Annotated in this window: 24 protein-coding genes; 15 read left to right on the top strand and 9 right to left on the bottom strand. The window is 63.0% G+C overall.

What is annotated here, in order from left to right; all coding sequences use genetic code 11:
- Complete coding sequence (locus ATN37_RS07310) at positions 1-444, bottom strand: hypothetical protein (RefSeq protein ID WP_007726759.1); 444 nt, start codon at positions 442-444, stop codon at positions 1-3.
- A 34-nt stretch (positions 445-478) separates the two neighbouring features.
- Between ATN37_RS07310 and ATN37_RS07305 the strand changes: the two genes are divergently transcribed.
- From ATN37_RS07305 to ATN37_RS07285, 5 genes are all read left to right on the top strand, one after another.
- Positions 479-1,261: an SDR family oxidoreductase gene (locus ATN37_RS07305; RefSeq protein WP_063314839.1), complete on the top strand. Its 783-nt coding sequence runs from the start codon at positions 479-481 to the stop codon at positions 1,259-1,261.
- Positions 1,262-1,328: 67 nt separating this feature from the next.
- Complete coding sequence (locus ATN37_RS07300) at positions 1,329-1,928, top strand: DUF6636 domain-containing protein (protein WP_003944380.1); 600 nt, start codon at positions 1,329-1,331, stop codon at positions 1,926-1,928.
- Entirely contained in the window at positions 1,928-2,620 is a 693-nt protein-coding gene (locus ATN37_RS07295; protein ID WP_218694954.1) for a TrmH family RNA methyltransferase, read from the top strand. The genes ATN37_RS07300 and ATN37_RS07295 overlap by 1 nt, the downstream gene beginning before the upstream one ends.
- A 57-nt stretch (positions 2,621-2,677) precedes the next feature.
- On the top strand, positions 2,678-3,799 hold the full coding sequence (locus ATN37_RS07290) for a glycoside hydrolase family 76 protein (protein WP_003944321.1): 1,122 nt from the start codon (positions 2,678-2,680) through the stop codon (positions 3,797-3,799).
- Between the two features lie 11 nt (positions 3,800-3,810).
- Positions 3,811-4,518 (top strand): alpha/beta fold hydrolase, encoded by a 708-nt coding sequence (locus ATN37_RS07285; RefSeq protein ID WP_081557523.1) that lies wholly within the window; start codon positions 3,811-3,813, stop codon positions 4,516-4,518.
- On the opposite strand, the gene ATN37_RS07280 is transcribed toward ATN37_RS07285, so the two are convergent.
- Positions 4,481-5,479, bottom strand: coding sequence for a GNAT family N-acetyltransferase (locus ATN37_RS07280; RefSeq protein WP_231915013.1), 999 nt, complete (start codon positions 5,477-5,479; stop codon positions 4,481-4,483). The genes ATN37_RS07285 and ATN37_RS07280 overlap by 38 nt on opposite strands.
- A 91-nt stretch (positions 5,480-5,570) precedes the next feature.
- Between ATN37_RS07280 and ATN37_RS07275 the strand changes: the two genes are divergently transcribed.
- Both ATN37_RS07275 and ATN37_RS07270 read left to right on the top strand, forming a co-directional pair.
- Positions 5,571-6,923, top strand: coding sequence for an LLM class flavin-dependent oxidoreductase (locus tag ATN37_RS07275; RefSeq protein ID WP_064074650.1), 1,353 nt, complete (start codon positions 5,571-5,573; stop codon positions 6,921-6,923).
- Positions 6,924-6,967: 44 nt separating this feature from the next.
- Complete coding sequence (locus tag ATN37_RS07270; protein ID WP_064074651.1) at positions 6,968-8,095, top strand: GTP-binding protein; 1,128 nt, start codon at positions 6,968-6,970, stop codon at positions 8,093-8,095.
- An 11-nt stretch (positions 8,096-8,106) separates the two neighbouring features.
- On the opposite strand, the gene ATN37_RS07265 is transcribed toward ATN37_RS07270, so the two are convergent.
- Together ATN37_RS07265 and ATN37_RS07260 are read right to left on the bottom strand one after the other, a co-directional pair.
- On the bottom strand, positions 8,107-8,769 hold the full coding sequence (locus tag ATN37_RS07265) for a DedA family protein (RefSeq protein WP_003944306.1): 663 nt from the start codon (positions 8,767-8,769) through the stop codon (positions 8,107-8,109).
- A 29-nt stretch (positions 8,770-8,798) separates the two neighbouring features.
- Positions 8,799-9,536 (bottom strand): VTT domain-containing protein, encoded by a 738-nt coding sequence (locus ATN37_RS07260; RefSeq protein WP_003944390.1) that lies wholly within the window; start codon positions 9,534-9,536, stop codon positions 8,799-8,801.
- A 181-nt stretch (positions 9,537-9,717) separates the two neighbouring features.
- Between ATN37_RS07260 and fbaA the strand changes: the two genes are divergently transcribed.
- A complete protein-coding gene (gene fbaA / locus ATN37_RS07255; RefSeq protein ID WP_007726777.1) occupies positions 9,718-10,755 on the top strand; it encodes a class II fructose-bisphosphate aldolase in 1,038 nt (345 codons plus the stop codon).
- Positions 10,756-10,834: 79 nt separating this feature from the next.
- On the opposite strand, the gene ATN37_RS07250 is transcribed toward fbaA, so the two are convergent.
- Positions 10,835-11,689 (bottom strand): nuclear transport factor 2 family protein, encoded by an 855-nt coding sequence (locus ATN37_RS07250; protein WP_064074652.1) that lies wholly within the window; start codon positions 11,687-11,689, stop codon positions 10,835-10,837.
- A 125-nt stretch (positions 11,690-11,814) separates the two neighbouring features.
- On the opposite strand from ATN37_RS07250, the gene ATN37_RS07245 reads away from it, so the two are divergent.
- From ATN37_RS07245 to ATN37_RS07235, 3 genes are all read left to right on the top strand, one after another.
- Positions 11,815-12,231, top strand: coding sequence for a DUF3151 domain-containing protein (locus ATN37_RS07245; RefSeq protein ID WP_007726781.1), 417 nt, complete (start codon positions 11,815-11,817; stop codon positions 12,229-12,231).
- The gene (locus ATN37_RS07240; protein WP_019749453.1) at positions 12,218-13,363 is read left to right on the top strand and encodes an aromatic acid exporter family protein; all 1,146 of its coding nucleotides are present in this window, start codon (positions 12,218-12,220) and stop codon (positions 13,361-13,363) included. The genes ATN37_RS07245 and ATN37_RS07240 overlap by 14 nt, the downstream gene beginning before the upstream one ends.
- Positions 13,364-13,454: 91 nt before the next feature.
- Positions 13,455-14,384 carry a cation diffusion facilitator family transporter gene (locus ATN37_RS07235; protein ID WP_007726784.1) on the top strand — a complete coding sequence of 310 codons (930 nt, stop codon included), beginning with the start codon at positions 13,455-13,457 and terminating at the stop codon, positions 14,382-14,384.
- Here ATN37_RS07235 and ATN37_RS07230 read toward each other — a convergent pair.
- Positions 14,374-14,838, bottom strand: coding sequence for a pyridoxamine 5'-phosphate oxidase family protein (locus ATN37_RS07230; protein WP_039972744.1), 465 nt, complete (start codon positions 14,836-14,838; stop codon positions 14,374-14,376). The genes ATN37_RS07235 and ATN37_RS07230 overlap by 11 nt on opposite strands.
- A gap of 64 nt (positions 14,839-14,902) precedes the next feature.
- Here ATN37_RS07230 and ATN37_RS07225 point away from each other — a divergent pair, with 64 nt between their 5' ends.
- Complete coding sequence (locus tag ATN37_RS07225) at positions 14,903-15,856, top strand: YafY family protein (protein ID WP_116057079.1); 954 nt, start codon at positions 14,903-14,905, stop codon at positions 15,854-15,856.
- On the opposite strand, the gene ATN37_RS07220 is transcribed toward ATN37_RS07225, so the two are convergent.
- Positions 15,853-16,794: a DUF808 domain-containing protein gene (locus tag ATN37_RS07220; protein WP_007726787.1), complete on the bottom strand. Its 942-nt coding sequence runs from the start codon at positions 16,792-16,794 to the stop codon at positions 15,853-15,855. The two genes, ATN37_RS07225 and ATN37_RS07220, sit on opposite strands and share 4 nt — an antisense overlap.
- Before the next feature lie 240 nt (positions 16,795-17,034).
- Between ATN37_RS07220 and ATN37_RS07215 the strand changes: the two genes are divergently transcribed.
- Entirely contained in the window at positions 17,035-17,691 is a 657-nt protein-coding gene (locus ATN37_RS07215) for a class I SAM-dependent methyltransferase (protein WP_007726788.1), read from the top strand.
- Between the two features lie 28 nt (positions 17,692-17,719).
- Here the strand turns inward: ATN37_RS07215 and ATN37_RS07210 are convergent, their stop codons facing one another.
- Together ATN37_RS07210 and ATN37_RS07205 are read right to left on the bottom strand one after the other, a co-directional pair.
- Complete coding sequence (locus ATN37_RS07210) at positions 17,720-18,889, bottom strand: thiolase family protein (protein ID WP_218694953.1); 1,170 nt, start codon at positions 18,887-18,889, stop codon at positions 17,720-17,722.
- Positions 18,886-20,301 carry an MFS transporter gene (locus ATN37_RS07205; RefSeq protein ID WP_054187141.1) on the bottom strand — a complete coding sequence of 472 codons (1,416 nt, stop codon included), beginning with the start codon at positions 20,299-20,301 and terminating at the stop codon, positions 18,886-18,888. The genes ATN37_RS07210 and ATN37_RS07205 overlap by 4 nt, the downstream gene beginning before the upstream one ends.
- A 58-nt stretch (positions 20,302-20,359) precedes the next feature.
- On the opposite strand from ATN37_RS07205, the gene ATN37_RS07200 reads away from it, so the two are divergent.
- Positions 20,360-20,857: a helix-turn-helix domain-containing protein gene (locus ATN37_RS07200; protein ID WP_058227535.1), complete on the top strand. Its 498-nt coding sequence runs from the start codon at positions 20,360-20,362 to the stop codon at positions 20,855-20,857.
- Positions 20,858-20,949: 92 nt separating this feature from the next.
- Positions 20,950-22,188 (top strand): HNH endonuclease signature motif containing protein, encoded by a 1,239-nt coding sequence (locus tag ATN37_RS07195; RefSeq protein WP_058227534.1) that lies wholly within the window; start codon positions 20,950-20,952, stop codon positions 22,186-22,188.
- Positions 22,189-22,222 lie beyond the last annotated feature (34 nt).

Here is a 22,222-nt window from a genome sequence, read left to right as displayed (position 1 = left end):
TCACGGGCACAGCATGATTCGGTCTCGGTTCTTCGGGTCCACCATGACGGTGACCGTGGATCCGGGAGTGATCTTGTCTTTGTACTCGGGTCGGATCTCGTACTCGATCCGGCCCGAGTACGAATCGGAACCTGGAACCGTGAGGTGGAGTGCGAGCTTGGCCAATTCGCCGTCGACGGTTCGGCGCAGGGGTGTGACGGTGTCGATTCGTGCCCACCCTTCGAGGCCGTGCTTTTCGAGTTTGCGCTCGGCGCGGGTCGGGCGGTTGGCCCATGCCATTCCGAATCCGAGAACCGAGCCGAAAGCGGCGAGCAGCCCGCCGATCTGATAGGGCAGCGTGCCAGGCGGAGTGTGCTCGACCAGCCATCCGAGCCACACGGCGAGCACGATCAGATACCCCACCGCGATGAAACACACGGTGTGTACGACGCGACGGTGATTCATCAGATTTCCTCCACATCCAGGATAGCCTGACCGGATGAGCGAACCGAACGTCTTCATCACCGGTGCTGCGGCTGGAATCGGGCGGGAGACGTCGCTGTTGTTCGCGCGCAACGGATACCGCGTCGGCGCGTTCGACATCGACGACGCCGGCCTTGCCTCCCTGAAGGCCGAGATCGACGGTTTCGGCGGCAGTGTCGTGACGGGTGTCCTGGATGTCACCGATCCGGCGGGATGGGCGCAGCGTCTGGCCGATTTTGCCGGGGAGTCCGGGCGTCTGGACATCCTGATCAACAATGCGGGCGTGCTCTCGTCGGGACGGTTCGAGGATATTTCTCTTGCGGCGCATCGCCGAATGGTCGACATCAACATCACCGGCACCCTCAACGGCACGCACACGGCTTTCCCTTACCTCCGCGATACCGTCGGCGCCCAGGTGGTCAATCTGTGCTCCGCTTCGGCGATCTACGGCCAGCCCGAACTGGCGACGTACGGTGCAACCAAATTCGCGATCCGCGGCCTGACCGAGGCGCTCGATCTGGAATGGGCACAGCACGACATCCGTGTTCTCGCGCTCTGGCCGTTGTTCGTCCAGACCGCGATGGTCACTGGAATGGACACCGGAGCCACCAGATCGTTGGGTATCAAGCTGACTGCAACCGACGTCGCGCAGGAACTGTGGGCGGCCACACGCGGCGCCGGACGGATGCACAAGGTTCACTACCCGGTCGGAACTCAGGCGAAGCTCTTCCTCAGCGCGTCGCGGTTCTCGCCCGCGTGGCTCTCACGGCTGATGAACAAGCGCGTCACCAGCACTTAGTCGACCACACGATAGAGTGCACTGTCGGCTGTTGCTGGGCCAAGATGACGTGTGTGGAGGTAGTCGGGTGGTTCGTGTTCGGGTGGGGTTCGTCTTGTTGGGCGTCGGGTCGGCGCTCGTGCTCGCAGGGTGCAGCGGGGAGGCGGATTCAGCGCCGACCGTAGCGGCGCAGCCCAGTTCGTCCACCACTACCGCAGTGCCGACGACGACCACCACCGTCGCGCCCGTCGTCCCCACGACCACCGAACCACCGACCACGACGCTGCCACCGACGACGACACTCACGGACGTGCAGTTCGAGCGCAACGAGTCGTACTACTTCACCACTCCAGACGGAAACTTCCAGTGCGGCATCATCAAGTTGCCCACCAGAATCGAAGCCGGGTGCGAGGGAACGACCACTCCCGTTCCGCCGCGGCCGGAGAGCTGCATGGTCAACTGGGGCAACGGTATTCGCGTCACCGACGAGGGTGAGGGTGCTTTCATGTGTTCGGGCGGAGAGGTGTACACCTCTGGCGGCCCCGACGCCGATCCGGTGTTGGCGGCCGGTCAACCGCTGAGCAAACTGGGTTTCACCTGTACGACCACCGCGACAGACGTCTCGTGTGTCAACGATCAGACCACGCACGGCTTCACCGTGGCTGCAGATTCCAACGAGGTGTTCTGATGTCCGAAGTCGCAGCCGACGACGTGTCCGGCGGAGCCGGTGAACCGGGACCCACCGAGTGGGGCGAGAATCCCAACGGCGTCGGACCCTGGGCCGAGGAGCACGACACGGAACCGCCGACCGACGCGCGCTACGACCCGGTACTTCTGGCCGAGGGTGATCGTCGAAACGTCTTGGACGAGTATCGGTACTGGACGCGGGAAGCGATAGTCGCGGATATCGACTCGCGCCGTCACACGATGCATGTCGCCATCGAGAACTTCGCGCACGACGCCAACATCGGCACGGTGGTCCGCACGGCCAACGCGTTTGCCGCGGCCGCGGTCCACATCGTGGGGCGTCGGCGCTGGAATCGGCGGGGCGCCATGGTGACCGATCGATACCAACACATCGTTCACCATGCAGACATCGGCGAACTCGTCGAGTACGCCCGTGAGAATTCACTCACGATCGTGGCCGTCGACAACACCCCGGGGTCGGTGCCGCTGGAAACGGCAAGCCTGCCGCGGGAGTGCATCCTGCTGTTCGGTCAAGAAGGCCCCGGAGTGACCGATCATGCGAAAGAGGTTGCGTCCATGACGGTCTCGATCGCACAATTCGGTTCGACTCGCAGCATCAACGCCGGTGTCGCGGCCGGCATCGCGATGCACGCGTGGGTACGTGAGCATGCCGATCTCGCCGATTCCCGCTGATCTCGCTCGCGAATTCCGGCTAGCGTGTAGCGCCTCGACCAGACAGGATAGGTAGTTATGCAGGAAGTGTGGGCAGAGCGGGCCGATGCGGCTGAGGGCGCGATAGTCAGTCGTCACCTTCGGCGCCTGTGGGGAATGCCCCGGACAGCACTCGGCGTGGTTGCCTGGCCTGCTGTTCGACGCGAGCGGATGTTCAAGCCGTGGCACTACTGGTGGCAAGCGCACCTGCTCGATACTGCGATCGACGCACTCGAACGTGACCCGACCCCCAAGCGTCGTCGCCGGGTCGCGAAGGTTGCCCGCAGTGTGCGGGTCCGCAACGTCTCGGCGTGGACCAACAACTACTACGACGACATGGCGTGGCTGGGCCTCTCGCTCGAACGTGCGCAACGCATGTTCTCGGTCGATCACCGAACCGCGGTTCAGGCGCTCGAATCGCAACTCTTCGATTCGTGGTCCCCGGCCGACGGCGGCGGTATTCCGTGGTGCAAAGGCTCCGATTTCTACAACACACCGGCAAACGGACCCGCCGGAATCATGCTGGCGCGCACCGGAAAACTCTGGCGTGCGCAGGCAACGGCCGACTGGATCGACGAGACACTGCGGGATCCGGACTCCGGACTGATCTTCGACGGTATCCGCCGCGACGGCACCCTCGAGCGCGCGATCTATTCGTACTGTCAGGGCGTCACGCTGGGGTTGGAAACCGAGTTGTCGACGCGATTGGGCGAGCCGCGTCACCGCGAGCGAGTCCACAAACTCGTCGACGCCGTGTACGACGGCATGACCGAGTACGGAGTCATCACGGGCGGTGGCGGAGGCGACGGCGGACTGTTCAACGCAATCCTGGCTCGCTACCTCGCGTTCGTGGTGGTGAACCTGTCCTGGGAGACTCACGAGGACCTGCGAGCGCGCGAACTCGCAGCGCAGATCGTTCTGTCCTCCGCGGAAGCGGCCTGGAACAACAGACTGCAGATCGAAGGTCTGCCGCTGTTCGGGCACGACTGGACCAAGGATGCTCAGTTGCCGAGTCTGTCCGGCGACATCGCCACCTTCGCCGCCGGAACGGTGCGCTCGTCGAGCGTGCCCGAGCGAGACCTCTCGGTGCAGGTAGGTGGGTGGATGCTCATGGAGGCGGCATTTGTCGTCTCGGCGGCTGGATACCCGCGTAAGCGTTAGGCTTTTCCCTCATGGAATCCCGGCACGTGGTCGACACGGACGGCGTACGTCTTCACATCGATGTCGGTGGGGCAGGGGCGGACGTTCTGGTTCTCTCCGGCGGCCCGGGATGCGTTCACTATCTTGCTCACGACGAGCTGGTTCCGGAAGGAATGCGCGCGTGGTGCCCTGAGCCACGCGGAGTCGGCCGGTCCGGTGGCGGCGCTCATACGATGGCGCAGGCCGTTGCGGACCTCGAACTCGTCCGACGCACGTTCGAGATCGACAGCTGGGTCGTGCTGGGGCACTCGTGGGGATCCGACTTGGCGGTGCGGTACGCACTCGACTGTCCGGAATCGGTGTCCGGCGTCGTCGGCATCGCGGGGCACGGCCTCCACAAGGACCGGACATGGTCGAAGCAGTACGAAGCGGGAATCGAGCCGGACCCGCAGATACCTTGGGAACCTGTTGTCTGGCAATCGCTTCAAGAATCGTTCATCGAATGGATCCATGAACCACAGCTGTTTCGGCAGTTGGCCGACTCACCAGTGCCCATGACATTTCTCGCGGCGGCCGACGACATTCGCCCGTCGTGGCCGTTGCAGCAACTGGCCGAGCTCGTGCCTAACGGTAGTTTCGAGGTCGTCGACGGTGTCGCGCACAACTTCTGGCAGTCTCACCCGCTCCTGTGGAGGAAGATCGTCACCGAGGCTTGTGCTGCGCACTCTCGGCTCTCCTGATTTCCACCAGGATCCGCTCCGCGACGGTCTGGTATCCCAGGCTCCGATTGACGGTCAGCATCGGGTGATTCTCCGCGTTCACCGTTGTGTAAATCTTTCGCACGGAGGGAAATTCAGCTGCCAACACAGACGCTTGTTGCTCCTTGACCCACTGAGCGAGACCGTGTCCGCGGTGCTGGGGAAGTACCACGGTGTCGTGCTGCGATGCGTGGGTGCTGTCATGTTCGTCCACCGTCACCACTGTCGCTGCGGCTACTTCGCCGACGCTGTCGTCGACCGCGCAGCACACCAGGAGTACTTGAGAGCCACCCGTCATCTTCTGTTCCCACGATCTGACCTCGTCGGCTCCCCAATTACGTTCGGGCACCTGCAGTTCAGCGCCCGGCGCGTCGAGGAGTCGGTTCAATGCCTCCGAGAAGGAGTGGATCAGCTCGTCCGGGGTTCGGTTGCGCCAACTGACGATTCGATAGCCGGGGCGGGTGCTGTGTGCGGTGGGAGGGCTGAGGTGCTGAACCTGGTTGGCCAACCGAAGCAACACGCGGTGACCGTCGAACGATCGCAGGAAATGCTCGGCTGCGCTTCCGACGAGCGCCGTCACTCTGATTCTTCGCACGCCGAACCCGGCGATGTCGACTTCGACGAGTTCGGCAAGCGCTCGTCCTACCCCTCGTCGCTGCGCGTGGGGTGTCACGTACATCCGAAACTCTGCGAGATCGGCTTCGGCCGAGTTGCGTCGTGCCTGGGCGATGCCGAGGACCTCGTCGGTGCCGGCGTCGCGTGCAATCCAACGCCGTACATCGGCCGAATTGTCCTCGGCCTCGATCATTTCCATCAGCGCAGTCGCTGTCGGCGCAGTCCCGGACAGGTGACGCTGGCCTTCGGCGAACACCTCACACCACTGATGAAGAACAGTTGCTGTCGCTCCGGACGGTACGAACTCGGCTACAACTACGCGGCTCACCCATGTGACGATACCGACCTGCCCACCCTGAGTTGGAATCACGCGAACCCTAACCCTGTCGGACTGCGGCGGCAGTTGCCAGCATTCAGGCATGTCTGATTCTCCGCGCCAACTGAGCCTCAACGCGTTCATCCACCCCGCCGGTCATCACGAAGCGGCGTGGCGTCATCCGTGGACAACCCCGGAACGTCTGTTCGACGTCACGTATTTCCAGGAGATCGCTCGCACTGCTGAGGCGGCGAAGTTCGACGGAATCTTCTTCGCCGACGGTCCCGCGTTGCGCAGCGACGTCGAGCACGGTCCCGCAGGGACATTGGAGCCGATCACCTTGTTGACGGCCATTGCAGTGGTGACCGAGCGAATCGGATTGATCGCGACGGCGTCGACCACGTACTACGAGCCGTACAACCTGGCTCGGCTGTTCGCCTCGCTCGACCACATCTCGAACGGACGCGCGGGGTGGAACATCGTCACCACGGGTACGGATCTGGCGGCAGCCAACTTCGGGCTGGCCAAGCACCCGGATCACGGGGACCGGTATTCGCGTGCAAGGGAATTCGTCGACGCGGTGGTGCGGTTGTGGGACAGCTGGGAGGACGACGCGATCAGTCTGGACCGGGAGAACGGAATCTACGCGGACAGAAACAAGATTCACGAGATCAACTACGTCGGGCGGCATCTTCGGGTGCGGGGACCGTTCAACGCACCGCGAACGCCGCAGGGATACCCGGTGCTGGTGCAGGCCGGTGCGTCCAACGACGGTCGCGCGTTTGCCGGTCAGTATGCGGAGGCGATTTTCACAGCGCACCAGAGACTTTCCGATGCGCAGGCGTTCTACACCGACATCAAGTCGAGGGCTGCGCAGTTCGGGCGCAACCCCGATCATGTCAAGATTCTGCCGGGAATCAGCCCGTTCATCGGTGACACCGAGGAACAAGCCAAGGCGCTCGAGCGAGAATTCAACGAGTTGACCTCGCCGGAGTACGGGCTCGCGCAACTCGGTGCACTCACCGGGACCGATGTTCGGAATCTGGAACTGGATGCACCGGTTCCCGTCGAATTGTTCGCGGCGGCAGGTGATGTCACCGACAACAAGCAAAGTAGATTGCAGGTGATCGCCGGCATCGTCGAGCGTGAGCGTCCGACGGTTCGGGGACTGCTTCATCGTTTGGCGGGTGCGCGCGGACACCGGGTGTTTGCCGGAACCGCCGAGCAGGTGGCTGACACGATCGAGGAATGGTTCACCAGCGGTGCTGCTGACGGCTTCAACGTCATGCCGCCGTACTACCCGGGTGGGCTCGAGATCTTCACCGAGCGTGTGGTCCCGATCCTGCAGGATCGCGGTCTTTTCCGGACTGAATACACGGGTACGACCCTTCGTGATCATTTCGGTTTGCCGAGGCCCGAGAGCCAGTTCTCGGGTAGTGCCTCTGCAGCGCAGTAGGCCCGCCTGCTGTTGTCGATAATGACAATGGTTACCATTAAGGAATGAAGCAGCTACCGGTAACCGTGCTGTCCGGATTTCTGGGCGCAGGCAAGACCACACTCCTCAACCACATTCTCGCCAATCGCGATGGCCGTAGGGTCGCCGTCATCGTCAACGACATGAGCGAGATCAACATCGACGCGGCCCTCGTCGCGGGCCAGGGTCATCTCGACCGCACGGAAGAGAAGTTGGTCGAGCTGACCAACGGATGCATCTGCTGCACGCTGCGTGAGGATCTGATCGACGCCGTCGGCGCCCTGGCCCGAGAGGGGCGATTCGATCAGTTGGTGATCGAGTCCACCGGCATCTCCGAACCGATGCCGGTGGCGGCCACCTTCGACTGGGAATTCGAGGACGGTTTCAGCCTCGGCTCGCTCGCGAAGCTCGACACCATGGTGACCGTGGTGGACGCGTCGACCTTCCTCGGCGAGCTGGCAAAAGGCGAACGACTGGACGAGCGCAACCTCGAAGCCGGGGAGGGGGACGGACGCAGCATCTCCGATCTCCTGGTCGATCAGGTGGAGTTCGCCGACGTCATCTTGCTGAACAAAACCGACCTGGTGAGCCCGCGGGCGGCAGGAACCGTCGAGGCGACGCTTCGTAGGCTCAACCCCACCGCTCAACTGATTCGAACAGATCACGGCAACGTCACCCTCGACCGTGTCCTCGAAACCGGTCTCTACAACCCGGAACTTGCTGCGCAGGTACCCGGTTGGGACGAGGAACTGGCCGGTGGGCACACCCCGGAAACCGAGGAATACGGAATACGCAGCGTCACATACCGCGCCTCGCGACCCTTTCATCCGGCGCGACTCGAGGCCGCGCTCGGTCAGTTCGCCGGACTCCTGCGGAGCAAGGGATTCTGCTGGATCGCCAGTCGGCCCGAGTTCGCCGCGATCTGGTCGCAGGCAGGCCCCAACCTCGTCATCGAACCGGCTCAACTGTGGGCGTCGGCGGCGGAGGTGCCAGGGCAGGAGATCGTGTTCATCGGAGTGAAACTGGACCCGGCGGAGCCGTCACGAATCCTCGATCCGGCTCTGCTGACCGATGACGAACTACGTGAAGGACCGCGGGCATGGACTCGCTACGAAGACCCGCTGCCGGCGTGGGACCAGAGCCACCTGCACTGAGCAGTCAGCTTCTAGTCGAGGACTTCTTCGACCTCGACGTCTTCGGCCGGTCGGGCCATCTCCTTGCGGTACTGCCAGATTCCCAGCGCAGTACCGATGACCAAGCTGACCATCATCACGATCAGCACGGCGGGCAGCAACCACGGCACGCGATCGAGGAACGAGCCACCGTAGAAACCGAGTAGCAGGAGCACGGGCGCCCAGATGATCGCGCCGATGGTGCTCGCGATGGTGTAGCGCGTGTGGTTCATCTTGGCTGCGCCCGCGACCATCGGGCACAGGGTGCGCACCCACGGAACCCAGCGAGCAATCAGGACCGCCCAGAACCCGTGTTTTTCCAACAGGATGTTCACGCGGTGCAGGTTCTTCTCGGTGAAGTACTTGCCGCCCTTACGGGCTTTGATGTGATTGCCGGTCCGGTGGCCGATGACGTACCCGACCTGGTTGCCGGCAATGGCCGCGATCATCGCACCGACAGACAACGCCCACACGTGGCCCGCGCCGGATTCGTGGCCGGCAAGAACGATTCCGGCTGTGATCAGAAGCGAATCACCGGGGAGAAACAACCCGAGGATGATCGCGCACTCGATGAAGACGAACGTGACGACGATGATCCAGACCAACAGAGGCCCGGCAGTCTCGAGCGGGGAGAAACTGCCGGATGCGAGCGTCATCGTCGTCAGTTCTTCGCCTCGTTCTGCAATCAGGGGGTGGGGTCTTCGGGGACTGTCACCGTCGAATTGTCCGTAGTGGAAGTATTCGCCGTTTCACCACGTCTCGACGCCAGAATTCGTTTCCCGATTTCGAAGACGATCGGCAGAACCGACACCAGGACGATCAAGATGAAGATGTAGTCGACATTGTCGCGGATGAATTCGATCTGCCCCAGGAGGTAGCCGAGCAAAGTCACGCCGGCACCCCACAGGATGCCGCCGACGATGTTGTACGTCAGGAACAGTGAGTACTTCATCTTCGAAGCGCCGGCGACAACCGGAGCAAAAGTACGCACGATCGGCACGAACCGAGCCAGGATAATGGTGATCGGGCCGTGCTTTTCGAAGAAGGCGTGTGACTCGTCGATGTACTTCTTCTTGAAGAACCGCGCGTCGTCCGTCTTGAACAGGGCAGTTCCGCCCTTGGCGCCGATGTAGAACCCGACTTGGTCACCCAGAATCGCGGCGATCGGAATGGTCACCAGGAGCACCCACAGCGGCGCGAACGGTTCGATCTCGGTGGACTTGGACGCCGCGATCAGCCCTGCGGTGAAGAGGAGCGAATCGCCGGGCAAGAGCGGAAACAGCAGGCCTGATTCGATGAAGACCACCAGAAGCAATCCCACCAGAACCCACGTTCCGAAGGAATTCAAGAGGTTCACGGGATCGAGGAAGCCGGGCAGCAAGGCCAGGTTCGTCACGGATTCAGTTGCTGCCTGCACATTCACGGTGGCCAGAGTACCGGCCGAATCTGAGTGTTTCCCACCACCGCAGGTCATCGCGTCGGTGGCGGCGGGCCGAGACCGCAAAGAGACGTGACGAGTCGGACTTGCCATACTGCTAGGACCACACGAAGCGCTTTCACATCGCCGAGCGCTCCGAACGACACGTATATGGAGGACTCCCGCCGTGCCTATCGCAACTCCCGAGGTCTATGCCGAGATGCTTGGTCGGGCCAAGGAGCATTCCTTTGCCTTCCCCGCCATCAACTGTGTCGGCTCCGAATCCATCAACGCAGCCATCAAGGGCTTCGCGGACGCCGGCAGTGACGGCATCATCCAGTTCTCGACGGGCGGCGCCGAGTTCGGTTCCGGTTTGGGCGTCAAGGACATGGTCACCGGCGCTGTTGCGCTCGCCGAGTTCGCACACGTGATCGCGGCAAAGTACGACGTCACCATCGCGCTGCACACCGATCACTGCCCGAAGGACAAGCTGGACACCTACGTGCGTCCGCTGCTCGCGATCTCGCAGGAGCGCGTCGACGCCGGTCGCAACCCGCTGTTCCAGTCGCACATGTGGGACGGCTCGGCTATCCCGATCGACGAGAACCTGGCCATCGCCAAGGAACTGCTCGCCCTCTCGAAGGCTGCACGCATCATCCTCGAGGTCGAGATCGGTGTCGTCGGCGGCGAAGAAGACGGCGTCGAAGCCGAGATCAACGACAAGCTCTACACCTCGAGCGAAGACTTCGAGAAGACGGTCGATGCTCTGGGCATCGGCGAACAGGGCAAGTACCTCCTTGCCGCCACCTTCGGCAACGTCCACGGCGTCTACAAGCCGGGCAACGTCAAGCTCAAGCCCGAGGTTCTCGAAGAGGGCCAGAAGGTCGCCGCCGCCAAGCTCGGCCTGGCTTCCGGTTCGCAGCCCTTCGACTTCGTCTTCCACGGTGGATCGGGATCGTTGAAGTCGGAGATCGAGGACTCGCTGAACTTCGGCGTCGTCAAGATGAACGTCGACACCGACACCCAGTACGCGTTCTCCCGTCCGATCGCCGGACACTTCTTCACCAACTACGACGGCGTCCTCAAGGTCGACGGCGAGGTCGGAAACAAGAAGGCATACGACCCGCGCAGCTACCTCAAGAAGGCCGAAGCCGGCATGACGGCTCGCGTCGTCGAGGCGTGCAACGACCTGAAGTCGGCCGGACGCTCGGTGTCGGCAGGCTGATCGGTTTCACAACTGCGCTTCACAGAACAAAATGCGCGCCGGCGAAATTCTCGCCGGCGCGCATTTTCTGTTCAGGTACCTACTTGCTGGGATCGCAGACCTTCCACGTGCCGTCCTGGCGCTCGAGGTCGAACGTGCGCCACGACTGCTCGCCCGTGCTCGGCAAACTCGCCTGGACCTGAGCGATCGCGGTGTCGTCGGTGATGCGCACCGCGTCGACGGCTCCGACCTGCGGGATCGTCTTCTGAGCGACGGCATTGTCGTGGACCTGAGCGAACGCTGCGTCGGGAATGGTGCGGTAGTACTCGCCCAACGCCCCACAGGTCGACGTTCGCAGCGTTGCCAGATCGCCGGTCTGCAGAGCGTCGACATACGTCGAGATGGCGGTCTGGACCTGAGCTTCGGGTGAGCTTTCACCGCTACCGCTGTTGGACGAGACGAATACGGCGACGCCGATCGCCGCGAGGACGGCGACGCCGGCCGCTGCTGCCGCGATGTACCAGCCCTTGCCGCTGCGCTTGGTCTTCTCCGGCGCGGCGGGCTCGATGCGAGTCGGCATCGGCTGAGCCGGCGGTGGGGTCGCTGCGACACCCACACGTTGAGGCGCGGCGCGCTGCGGTGGTTGAGGCGCGGCGCGCTGCGGTGGTGGTGGGGTCGGAGCCTGCCGGGGTGGTGGTGTCGGCTGCGTGGCTTTCGGAATCGCGACGGTGGCAGGCTCCGGCTTGGGCCGGGGTGTCGGTGCTGCTGTGGTTGCCTGAGTTGCCTTGGGGATCGCGACGGTTGGTGCGCTGGCAGTTTTGGCGTCGCCGTCCGCTTTCGAGGCCTTGTCTGTCTTCTGGATCGCCACAGTCGCAGGTTCGGTCGGGGCCGACTTCTCGGGCGCACCCTTCGGTGCTGCGCTCTTTTTCGAGTTGTCGTCTTTCGAGTCCGGCACGGGTAACCCTTCGGTCTTATGCAGCAATGACCATGTCAGGGTAACGACCGGTATGTAGCCTGCATAACTCCGACCGTCGGCGAGGCGGTCCTGTGGCAGAAAGGCGTAGCGGGCACAATGAGCGCATGACCCAATTCGGTGACCTGCTCGGACCCAAGCCCACTCTGCTTCCCGGCGACGACGACGCGGAATCGGCACTGCTCAACCACGCTGAACCGGCCCAGGTAGCGGCCGACCACCCCACTGCCTCCATTGCGTGGGCCTACCTGGCCGAGGCTGCCCTGGACAAGGGCGAAACCATCACGGCCTACGCCTACGCGCGTACCGGATACCACCGCGGACTCGACCAACTGCGTCGCAACGGTTGGAAGGGTTTCGGTCCCGTGCCCTACAGCCATGAACCGAACCGTGGTTTCCTGCGTTGCGTCGCAGTCCTGGCCAAGGCCGCGAAGACGATCGGTGAAGCCGACGAGTACGCGCGTTGCCTCGATCTGCTCGAAGACTGCGATCCCAACGCCGCCGAAGCGCTTGGCCTCGGTTAGCAGTTTCCGTCCGAGCCGGGCCGGCATCAAGGACCGGGCTCGCAAATCGGTGCGTCGGCTTCAGACGTCGGCGCTACCGATCATTCAATGTGCCTTGGCGGCCGGATTGGCGTGGTGGGTTGCCACCACGGTGATCGGGCACCACGCGCCGTTCTTCGCGCCGATTGCCGCTGTGGTCTCGCTCGGTCTGTCGTTGGGTGCACGACTACGACGCTCGTTCGAGTTGGTTGCGGGAGTCACGGTCGGTATCGGAATCGGTGATCTGATCATCTCCGGTATCGGGAGCGGACCGTGGCAGATCAGTTTGGTTGTCGTGCTGGCGATGTCCGTCGCGGTGCTTCTCAACAGCGGGCCGATCTTCTCCATGCAGGCGGGAAACTCGGCTGTGCTGGTGGCGACGCTGATCCCGCCGGGCGGCAGCGGCGGTCCCGATCGCATGATCGATGCCCTTGTCGGTGGTCTGGTGGGTATCGCGGTGGTCGCGATCATCCCCACCCACCCGGTACGACGCGCGCGCAAGGATGCTGCATCGATCCTCGGAACAGCTTCCGAGGTACTGCAATTGGTGGCAGACGGCCTCGTCGCGAATGACCCGGACCCGATCGTCAAGGCACTGCAGAAGGCGCGCGCAACTCAGGGTGCCATCGACGGGTTGCGCAGTAACCTTCTCGGCGGTCGCGAGATCAGCCGAATCTCCCCGCTGTACTGGAACAGTCGGCCTCGCCTCGAAAGGCTCATGGCGACAGCCGATCCCATCGACAACGCGATGCGCAACATTCGAGTGCTCGCGCGTCGTTCGTTGACGTTGGTCAGGGACGACGAGATCCTCGATCCGCGTCTGGTGGCTCAGGTCGAGCGCTTGTCGAAAGCCGTCGAAGTTCTCAAGGACATGATCCTGGCGGAGCCGGGGGAGCAGCCTGATCAGGCCGAAGCAGCGCGCGTCCTGCGCTCGGTCGCGAAGGAACTGAAACCGGCGATAGTGGAGAACGCGGGCTTGTCCTCGACGGTGGTGTTCGCCCAGATTCGATCGCTGGTCGTCGACCTGTTGCAGGTCGCGGGCATGAAGCGAATCTCGTCGATCGCCACTCTGCCGCCCACCGTGCCTCATCCCGCCTACGAGCCGGATCACTGACCTCTGCCGTTTCCCGCTCACTGAGCAACTCGTTGTATGTATGCGAATGTATGCATATGCTCTGAGAAGGACTTGGGAGGGAACAGGACAAATGGGAGCAGGGCACGGTCATTCACATGGCCACTCGGCAGCAGATTCGGTCGGCGTAGGACCGTCACCGCAACGCATCAGAAAAATGGCGATCGCGCTTGCGATCCTCGTTGCGTTCCTCGTGCTCGAGGCCACGGTCGGCATCCTGATCAACTCGTTGGCTCTGCTTGCCGACGCCGGTCACATGCTCACAGACGTGGTGGGTATGGCCATGGGACTGACGGCGCTGCTGCTCGCGAAGAGGGGCAGCACCACCGCGGCCAGGACCTTCGGTTGGCACCGCGCCGAAGTGCTGACCGCCATGGCCAATGCGGTGATGCTGCTGGCCGTCGCCGCCTGGGTCTTCTACGAGGCAATCGGCCGCATCGGTAACGAACCCGAGATCCCGGGCGGCGCCCTGATCATCACGGCGGCCGCCGGCCTGGCCGCGAACATCGTCGTGATGCTGATGCTGCGCGGCGATTCCAAGGACAGCCTGGCCGTGCGTGGCGCCTACCTCGAAGTGCTTGCCGACGCCGTCGGTAGCGTCGGCGTTCTGATCGCCGGTGGCCTTGTCCTGCTGTTCAACTGGACGTGGGCAGACGTCGTCGTCGGTGTTCTCATCTCGCTCTGGGTGGTGCCGCGCGCGATCAAACTGGCCGCAGCATCGCTGCGCATTCTGACGCAGGCGTCGCCGGCCGACGTCGACGTCGAAGCAGTCGAGGCCGACCTGGCGGCGCTGCCGAGCGTGATGGGTGTTCACGACCTACACGTCTGGACGCTCACCACCGGCATGGATGTCGCGACGGTCCACCTGACCAGTGACGCGAATTCGTCGAACGTTCTGGAATCCGCGCGCACCGTCCTCGAGAGTCACGGTCTTTCTCACGCCACCGTCCAGGTGGAATCGTGTGCCAACGGAGAGCACTGCGAGAAGAACGTCACTTGGTGAAGCGGGTGATATCTTTGCCCGGCTTCCAGAGGTCGACATACATGTGTTCGTCGTCGACAGTCGTGTGCACCACCTCATCGATGTCGAGGACAAAGAGGTGCAGAGGCTTCGGAACCTCGTAGGTGTAGCTTGCGAGCACGGCTTCGAACTCGTCGCCGGTCACCTCGCGTGCGATTCCGGCGATCTTCGCGTCACCGCCCTCCATGGTGTGCTCACCGGGATTGCTGTGGAGGGCGTAGCGCCCGTCACGGATGAGGTCCTTCGCCTTGAGTGCGCCGAACATCGAACCGAGCACCAGACGCCCGTCGAGGATTTCGACTTCGGTGCCGCTGACCCGTGGTGAACCGTCCTTGCGCAGCGTTGCGAGGACGTGATGCTTGTGGGCTTTGAATCGTGCTTGGACCGCGTCGGCAAGAGCGGGTACTTCTTCGGAGAACTGCTTCCAGGTGACCATGACGGTCATTGTGCACCCCTATTCCTGACAACTTCTGTCAGTGATTCTCGGTAATGTTCGGTCCATGAGATCCGCGCGGTTACTCCAACTCATGCTGCGTTTGCAGGGGAGTCGCGGCGTCGTCGCCGAGCAGTTGGCCGACGAGTTCGGTGTGTCAGTGCGGACGATCTACCGCGACGTGGCCTCGTTGTCGGCTGCCGGTGTGCCGATCTGGACCGAGAGCGGCCCTGGTGGTGGCATCCGTCTGCTCGACGGATGGCAGTCCAAGTTGTCCGGCATGACGGACGACGAGACGTCCGCACTCATGCTGTTGGGTGTGCCGTCCATCGCTGCAGATCTCGGGCGATCCGACGCCGTCGGTTCGGCGGGGGCCAAACTGCTCCGCTCCCTGCCCGGTCCCCTGCGCGAGAGTGCACGACTGTGGCAGGACCGCATTCTCGTGGACGTTCCGGGTTGGTTCGGCGGCGTCGACGACATCTCTGCGCTTCCGATCGTCACATCCGCTGTGCTGGACTCGCGTCGACTGCGCTTCGTCTATCGCGATCGCGAGCGGACGGTCGAACCGCTGGGTCTGGTCATCAAAGCCGGTGTTTGGTATCTGGTGGCGGGGATGAACGGTCGAACGCTGTCGTTTCGAGTCGGCCGCATCAAAAATGCCGTGGTAGAAGATGATTCGTTCACTCGGCCGGTGGATTTCGACCTGCCGTCGTGGTGGGCGGCGTCGATGGCCGAGTTCGACCGGTCGCTGCTTCGCTTCGAGTGTCGCGTGCGATTGACACCAGAGGGCAGGCGCCGGCTCCCCGATGTGGTGGGCGAGCTTGCCGCTGCAGTCGAAGTGGGGCCAGAGGACAACGACGGATGGGTCAGTGCCGAGCTGAAACTCGAGAGCGAAGCTGTCGCGCTCTCGCAGCTGATCGGGCTGGGAGCCGACGTCGAGGTGCTCGAACCCTCGTCTTTGCGTGAAGGGATACGCACCGTGGCGGAGCAGATGGTGCTCCGCCACGGGCACGACAGCTAAGCCGTCGCAGAACGCTTTGCGAGCATGCGGGTGATACCCAGTTGAGCGGCGACGATAACGGCGCCAACCACCAGGCCCAGTGCTGCCGAGGCAAGTGTGTTGACGATCCACGCCAGCACGCCACCGACTCCGGCGATGTCACTGACTGCTTCTTCGCCGTGATGAACGGCGTCGTAGAGCGGGTGGAAGCCCAGTTCGTCGATGCCGACCAACAGGATGTGGCCACCGACCCACAGCATCGCGGCGGTACCCACGACCGAGAGCACTGACATCACGTGAGGCATGCCGCGAACGAGGCCTCGGCCGACCTTGTGGGTGAAGCCAGACGACGTCTCGGCGATCTTCAATCCGATGTCGTCCATCTTCACGATCAGTCCGACGACGCCGTAGACGACCACGGTGATGACGACCGCCACGACGGCAAGGATCACCAATCGGCTCCAGAAGCCTTCGCCTGCGATGGTGTTGAGTGCGATCACCATGATCTCGGCGGACAGGATCAGGTCGGTGCGGACGGCGCCCGAAACCACTGCTTCTTCGTCGCGAGGATGCTCGTCAGCGGCCTCGTGGTGGTCACCGTGGCCGAAGATTGCACCCCAGATCTTGTGAACCGCTTCGTAGCTGAGGTAACAGCCGCCGACCATCAACAGTGGCGTCAGCAGCCAGGGGAGGAACTGACTCAGCAGCAGAGCGATCGGAAGGATGATCAGCAGCTTGTTGCGCAGCGATCCGATGGCGATGCGCTTGATGATGGGCAACTCGCGTTCGGCTGCGAGCCCACGGACGTACTGCGGCGTGACGGCTGCGTCGTCGATCACCACGCCGGCCGCTTTGGCGGTCGCCTTACCGGTTGCGGCGGCAACGTCGTCGATCGAGGCGGCAGCCATGCGAGCCAGGGCTGCGACGTCGTCGAGCAGGGCGAAGAGTCCGCCGGCCATCACAGACCTCCAGTGGAATCAGTGGAAAAAGGTGGCCGGACCGAACCGGTGACGCAGTTACTTGATCGCACGAGGTCTCTATCCATGATCGTCGTAGGTGAGGTCAGGTCACCTGGAACGATACCGGGGGCATCCGTCAGGGACGACCTCGCGAGGTCGGTTGCCCTTCGTCACGAAAGGTCTTCCCGACCCGGTGCTCGCGTGTAAGACTGCACAGAAGATCGATCGAAACGGGGCACTATGCGTGAACCAGACACTGCACAGGTCGCCAAGACTTTCGACGCAATGGCGGCGCACTACGACCGACAGATCGGGCGCTTCGAACGCTTTGTGCTCGGTGACGCCCGGAAATGGGCCGTGGACCAGGCGCATGGCCGCGTGGTCGAGATCGCCGTGGGTACCGGACTGAACCTGCCTCTCTACGGAGACGACGTCGATTACGTCATCGGCGTGGACATCTCGACTGCGATGCTCGATCAGGCCAGGCTCAAGGTCTCCGAAGGAGTGAAGACCGAAGTCGACCTACGACTCGGAGACGTGCAAGCACTCGATGTTCCCGACGAGTGCGTGGACACGTTGGTCTCGACCTACGCCTTTTGCACGATCCCCGATCCGGACCGAGTTGCGAGCGAAGCATTTCGAGTCCTGGTACCCGGTGGTCGATTCGTCCTCGCCGAGCACGGACCGAGCAAGAACGTTGTTGCTCGTACGTTGATGAAGGTCGTCGAACCGCTTTTTGTTCGGTTCGGTGCCGATCATCTCACCCGTGAACCGGTTGAATACCTCGAAAACGCCGGTTTCCTGATCGACGAGGTGCAGCGCAGCGGCCGGGGCGGAATCGTGTTTCGGGTCGTTGCGCGCAAGCCGGATCCCGAATGGACGGCACTCGGTCACTGATGTCGGAATGCCGTCCATCGGGGATTGCTCAGCCCAGGCGCTCCAGGATGGTCGCGTTGGCCAACCCACCTGCCTCACACATGGTCTGGAGTCCGTAGCGCGCGCCGCGCTGCTCCATCGCGTTGACCAGGGTGGTCATGATCCGCGTTCCGCTGCCGCCCAGTGGGTGGCCGAGCGCGATGGCGCCGCCGTGGACGTTGACCTTGGACAGGTCGACGCCGGTGTCCGCTGCCCACGAGAGGACCACTGGGGCAAAGGCCTCGTTGACCTCGAACAGATCTATGTCCGAGACCGTCAATCCCGCACGGGCCAGGACCTTCTGCGTAGCCGGGATGACCGCGGTGAGCATGTAGAGCGGATCGTCGCCGGCAACTGCGAAGCTGTGCAATCGTGCCTTCGGGGTGAGGCCGAGTTTCGCGGCGATCTCACTGGTCGTGATCATCACCGCCGAACTGCCGTCCGAAAGCGGGCTGCTGTTGCCCGCGGTGATGGACCAGTCGATCTGTGGGAATCGCTGTGCGTAGTAGTCGGATTCGAAGGCGGTCCGTAGGCCGGCCAGGGTCTCGACCGTGGTGCCGGGGCGGATTGCCTCGTCGACCGACAGCTGCGGGAGCGTGGCGAGTTCCTTGGTGAAGTAACCACTCTCGGTTGCCAGCGCGGCTTTCCGATGGCTCGACGCCGAGAACTCGTCGAGTTGGGTGCGGCTCAGTCCCCACTTGGCAGCGATCAATTCGGCGCTGATGCCCTGCGGTACCAGACCGTCCGGATAGCGCTCTTCGAAATCCACGCCGAGTGATTCGCGCCCGATGCTGCTCGAGCCCATAGGGACTCGGCTCATCGACTCGACTCCGGCAGCGACAACGATGTCGTACGCACCGGCAATGACGCCCTGAGCGGCAAAATGAACTGCTTGTTGGCTACTTCCACACTGTCGGTCGACGGTGGTTCCCGGTACCGACTCAGGGTAGCCTGCGGCGAGAAGGGCAGTGCGAGTGACATTCTGGCTCTGTTCACCGACTTGGCTTACCGCTCCACCGATGACGTCGTCGATCAATGCTGCATCGATTCCAGTGCGTTCGACTACCGCCTTGAGGCTGTGGGCGAGGAGGTCGACGGCGTTGATGCCGTGCAGGGCGCCGTTCGCCTTTCCCTTGCCGATCGGAGTGCGAACGGCTTCGACGATAACTGCGTCTCTCATGACAAATTCCTTTCAGGGATGGCGGATTCAGCAGGGACAACCGGGGTGGGTGTGGTCGCAGGCGTCATTCCCAGTGATGCCAGGGCAGACACAAGCGCGACGCCAAAGATCACCCACCAGGCCTGGCGGAAGGTGTCGTAGTCGACAGCAGAGCCGAGAACCGCGATCAGAACGCTCACGCCGAGAACGGTTCCGATCTGTCGGCTCATGCTGACGATTGCGCTACCGGTGGCCGATCTGGCAGGTGCCAGATCCGCCGTGGCCTGCGACAGGATGGTCGGCAGGGCAAGGCCGACACCGATCCCGGCGATGATCCAGCCTGGTAGGAGTCCGGTCGCGTAGTTGGGCGTCGTATCAACCGAGACGAGAACGAGTACGGTTCCGACTGCCCACAGAAGGCTGCCGAGTGCGGCGACGCGTCCCGCCGAGTACCTGCGCGTCAGCGATCCGCCGGCGATGGCGAACAGCGGAACGAGAAGCGGACCCGGTGAGACGGCGAAACCGGTTCGCAGAGCGGAGTATCCCCAGGCTTCCTGGAGCCACAGGATGTTCGAGAGAAGACCCGCGGCGAATGCTGCGCTGAACAGGATGGCGGTGACGTTGGACCAGGCAAACGAGCGGATCTTCAGAAGATCCGGAGCAATCAACGGAGTCCGGTGACGAGAGTTGCTCCACCAGAACGAGAGTAGTGTCACGGCAGCCACGGCGAAGGCGATCAGAACGCGATTGTCGGTCCATCCCCAGTCCGGACCCTGGACGAGTGCCAGGGCGAGAGAGCCGATTCCGACGGTGAGGAGGGCAGCGCCGACGAAGTCGATACCGGCATCGGGATCCTTGTGTGTTGTATCCGGTACGAGTCGGACTGCGAAGTAGAGCAACACGATGCCCACTGGAACATTGATCAGGAAGACCCAGCGCCACGAGGCCTCTACGAGGATGCCGCCCACGACAGGGCCGAATGCAGCTGCTGCAGCGCCGGCGGCTGCCCAGATGCGAACGCCGGATTGACGTTTCGCGGCGGGAAGCGCATTGATCAGAAGCCCGAGGCTGGCCGGGGTGAGCGCTGCGGCGCCGACTGCCTGGACGATACGGAAGACCACCAGTGCCCACAAGGACGGGCTGAAGGCACAGGCGGCGCTGGCGAGGGTGAACAGTGCGAGGCCGGCGATGAAGGCGCGCTTGTGCCCGATCCTGTCCGCCCAGCGTCCGAGGGGTATCAACAGTGCGGCGTAGACGATCGCGTAGCTGTTGAGGATCCAACTGAACTCGCCGAGCGAGTGACCCGGGTAGCTCTTGGCGATGTCGCCGAAGGCCACGTTGACCACAAAAAGATCGAGGCTGGCGACAAACGGCGCCCCCGACAGTATCGCGAGCAGGGGTCCGATCCGCACCGGCTGGCTATGAAGTTCCATAGTCAGCAATCTAGACTCTGGCTATGGTTATGGCAAGCCAGGGGGTATGGTGAATTGCATGGACGCTGTACGACTGACCGGAGTGCTCGAAGATCGCGACGCCTGGCGGGCCACGCACTGTTCGATCGGGCGGGCCATGGGAGTGGTCGGCACTCGATCCGCGATGCTCATTCTGCGAGAGGCCTATTACGGCACAACGCGTTTCGACGACTTCGCGTCGCGAGTCGGCATCACCGAGGCGGTTGCGTCGGCGAGGCTGAGAGAACTCACTGAGGCGGGACTGTTCGAGCGTGTGCCGTACAAGGAGCCTGGAAAGCGGACGCGGCACGAGTATGTGCTCACCGAGAAGGGCCGTGACCTGCTGCCGGCGGTTCTCGCGCTGATGCAGTGGGGCGACAAGTATCTGCACGGCGGAAAAGGTGGACCGTTGGAGGTGGCCGACGACGCTACTGGTGAGCGCGTTCGCGTCGAGGTGCGCAGTGAGTCGGGTCGTGAAGTGCCTTTGGGGGAGTTGCGAGTCTCTGTCAACGAATCGCGTCGGCGGTTGCGCGAATAGCGATGCATCTCAACAGCTCTCGAGTGTAGGTCTTCTTGAAGTTGTCCGGTTTGTCTCTGGTTATCGAAAGTATGTTCGATTAAACTTTGGGCATGGACAGTCGGGATGCGTGGCAGCTGGATGGCGAGGACCTCAAGGGTGAGGTTCTGGATCTGGTGCGCGCCCGGCACGAGTTGCAGTCGCGGATGGTGTTGCTGATCGTGGAGATGTTTTCCCGGGACGTTCTCGGTGGGAAGGGTTTTCGGGCGATCGCGCAGTGGTTGCACGGTTCGACGAATTTGGAGATCGGTGAGTGCAGTCTGCTGGTCGGGTTGGCGCGGTTGTTGATGCTCGAACCTGTTGTCGCGGATGCGTTTCATCGTGGTGACGTGGATGCGTTGAAAGCCCGTCAGGTGGCGTCGTTTTGTCAGCATCCACCCAAGAACATGACCCTGGCGGATGTGGACAAGGCTCGCGGGATTCTGTTGGGTTTGGCGTCGCAGAACATTGCCGATTGTGATGCGGTGCGGGCGGCGATTCGGCGGATCGAGAAGCAGTACGGCAAGCGTGAGGACGGCGTTCCGGTCGGCGAGGATTCGGAGCGTAACGAGTTCTACGCGTCGAAAGGCTTGTACGGGCGGGTCACTGTGAAGGGTGACTTGGATGCTGTGAACGGGGCCCGTCTGATCACGTTGCTGTCGAGCCTGTCTGCGCCGACGCCGGAGAAGGACGGGGTCAAGGACACCCGCACGCCGGCACTGCGGCGGGCGGACGGGTTCTGCGAGTTGTTGCGGCGGTATGAGCGGGCGGGGTTGGGTCCGATCGAGGGCGGGGTGAAACCGCACGTCACGGTGACTGTGTCTGCGAAAGACATGACGGACCTCAAGGCGTTGAAGGACCTCCTGCCGTCCACGGAGGAGTTGGGGTTCGCGTGGACGGATTGGGTGGGCCCGATCAGTATCGACACGGCCCGGATGTTGGCGTGCGACTGCACGGTCACCCGGATCTTGTTGGACGAGAGTGGTGTTCCGCTCGAGTGCGGTAAGGAAGCGCGAACGGCGACGGTGCCGCAGAGGCGGGCGTTGGCGGTTCGTGATGGTGGGTGTGCGTTTCCGGGGTGCGGGACTACGTCGGGGTGGTGCGATGCCCATCATATTGTTCACTGGAACGATGGTGGCCCAACGGATCTCGATAATCTGATTCTGTTGTGCGGTCATCACCATCGGACGCTGCACCACACGGAGTGGCGGGTGGAGATCGGACCGGATCGGAAATCGGTGTTCTATCCACCGATGTCGATCGATCCGTATCAACAGCCGATCGGCGGGAACAGCCCACCCACCGCGGCGTGAACCGCGACAACTGAAGACGTGAGCACCGGGGCAC

Origin of the sequence: Rhodococcus sp. MH15 (assembly GCF_019266045.1) — a bacterium.
Lineage (GTDB): Bacteria > Actinomycetota > Actinomycetes > Mycobacteriales > Mycobacteriaceae > Rhodococcus_F > Rhodococcus_F qingshengii.
The sequence above is the reverse complement of the archived record's forward strand: the minus strand, read 5'-3'. Positions and strand labels throughout refer to the sequence as shown.

Coding starts and splice junctions, on each gene's coding strand:
- ATN37_RS07310 (WP_007726759.1), bottom strand. CDS start 444: ATGAATCACCGTCGCGTCGTACACACCGTGTGTTTCATCGCGGTGGGG.
- ATN37_RS07305 (WP_063314839.1), top strand. CDS start 479: ATGAGCGAACCGAACGTCTTCATCACCGGTGCTGCGGCTGGAATCGGG.
- ATN37_RS07295 (WP_218694954.1), top strand. CDS start 1,928: ATGTCCGAAGTCGCAGCCGACGACGTGTCCGGCGGAGCCGGTGAACCG.
- ATN37_RS07290 (WP_003944321.1), top strand. CDS start 2,678: ATGCAGGAAGTGTGGGCAGAGCGGGCCGATGCGGCTGAGGGCGCGATA.
- ATN37_RS07285 (WP_081557523.1), top strand. CDS start 3,811: ATGGAATCCCGGCACGTGGTCGACACGGACGGCGTACGTCTTCACATC.
- ATN37_RS07275 (WP_064074650.1), top strand. CDS start 5,571: ATGTCTGATTCTCCGCGCCAACTGAGCCTCAACGCGTTCATCCACCCC.
- ATN37_RS07270 (WP_064074651.1), top strand. CDS start 6,968: ATGAAGCAGCTACCGGTAACCGTGCTGTCCGGATTTCTGGGCGCAGGC.
- ATN37_RS07265 (WP_003944306.1), bottom strand. CDS start 8,769: ATGACGCTCGCATCCGGCAGTTTCTCCCCGCTCGAGACTGCCGGGCCT.
- ATN37_RS07245 (WP_007726781.1), top strand. CDS start 11,815: ATGACCCAATTCGGTGACCTGCTCGGACCCAAGCCCACTCTGCTTCCC.
- ATN37_RS07235 (WP_007726784.1), top strand. CDS start 13,455: ATGGGAGCAGGGCACGGTCATTCACATGGCCACTCGGCAGCAGATTCG.
- ATN37_RS07230 (WP_039972744.1), bottom strand. CDS start 14,838: ATGGTCACCTGGAAGCAGTTCTCCGAAGAAGTACCCGCTCTTGCCGAC.
- ATN37_RS07225 (WP_116057079.1), top strand. CDS start 14,903: ATGAGATCCGCGCGGTTACTCCAACTCATGCTGCGTTTGCAGGGGAGT.
- ATN37_RS07220 (WP_007726787.1), bottom strand. CDS start 16,794: ATGGCCGGCGGACTCTTCGCCCTGCTCGACGACGTCGCAGCCCTGGCT.
- ATN37_RS07215 (WP_007726788.1), top strand. CDS start 17,035: ATGCGTGAACCAGACACTGCACAGGTCGCCAAGACTTTCGACGCAATG.
- ATN37_RS07210 (WP_218694953.1), bottom strand. CDS start 18,889: ATGAGAGACGCAGTTATCGTCGAAGCCGTTCGCACTCCGATCGGCAAG.
- ATN37_RS07205 (WP_054187141.1), bottom strand. CDS start 20,301: ATGGAACTTCATAGCCAGCCGGTGCGGATCGGACCCCTGCTCGCGATA.
- ATN37_RS07200 (WP_058227535.1), top strand. CDS start 20,360: ATGGACGCTGTACGACTGACCGGAGTGCTCGAAGATCGCGACGCCTGG.
- ATN37_RS07195 (WP_058227534.1), top strand. CDS start 20,950: ATGGACAGTCGGGATGCGTGGCAGCTGGATGGCGAGGACCTCAAGGGT.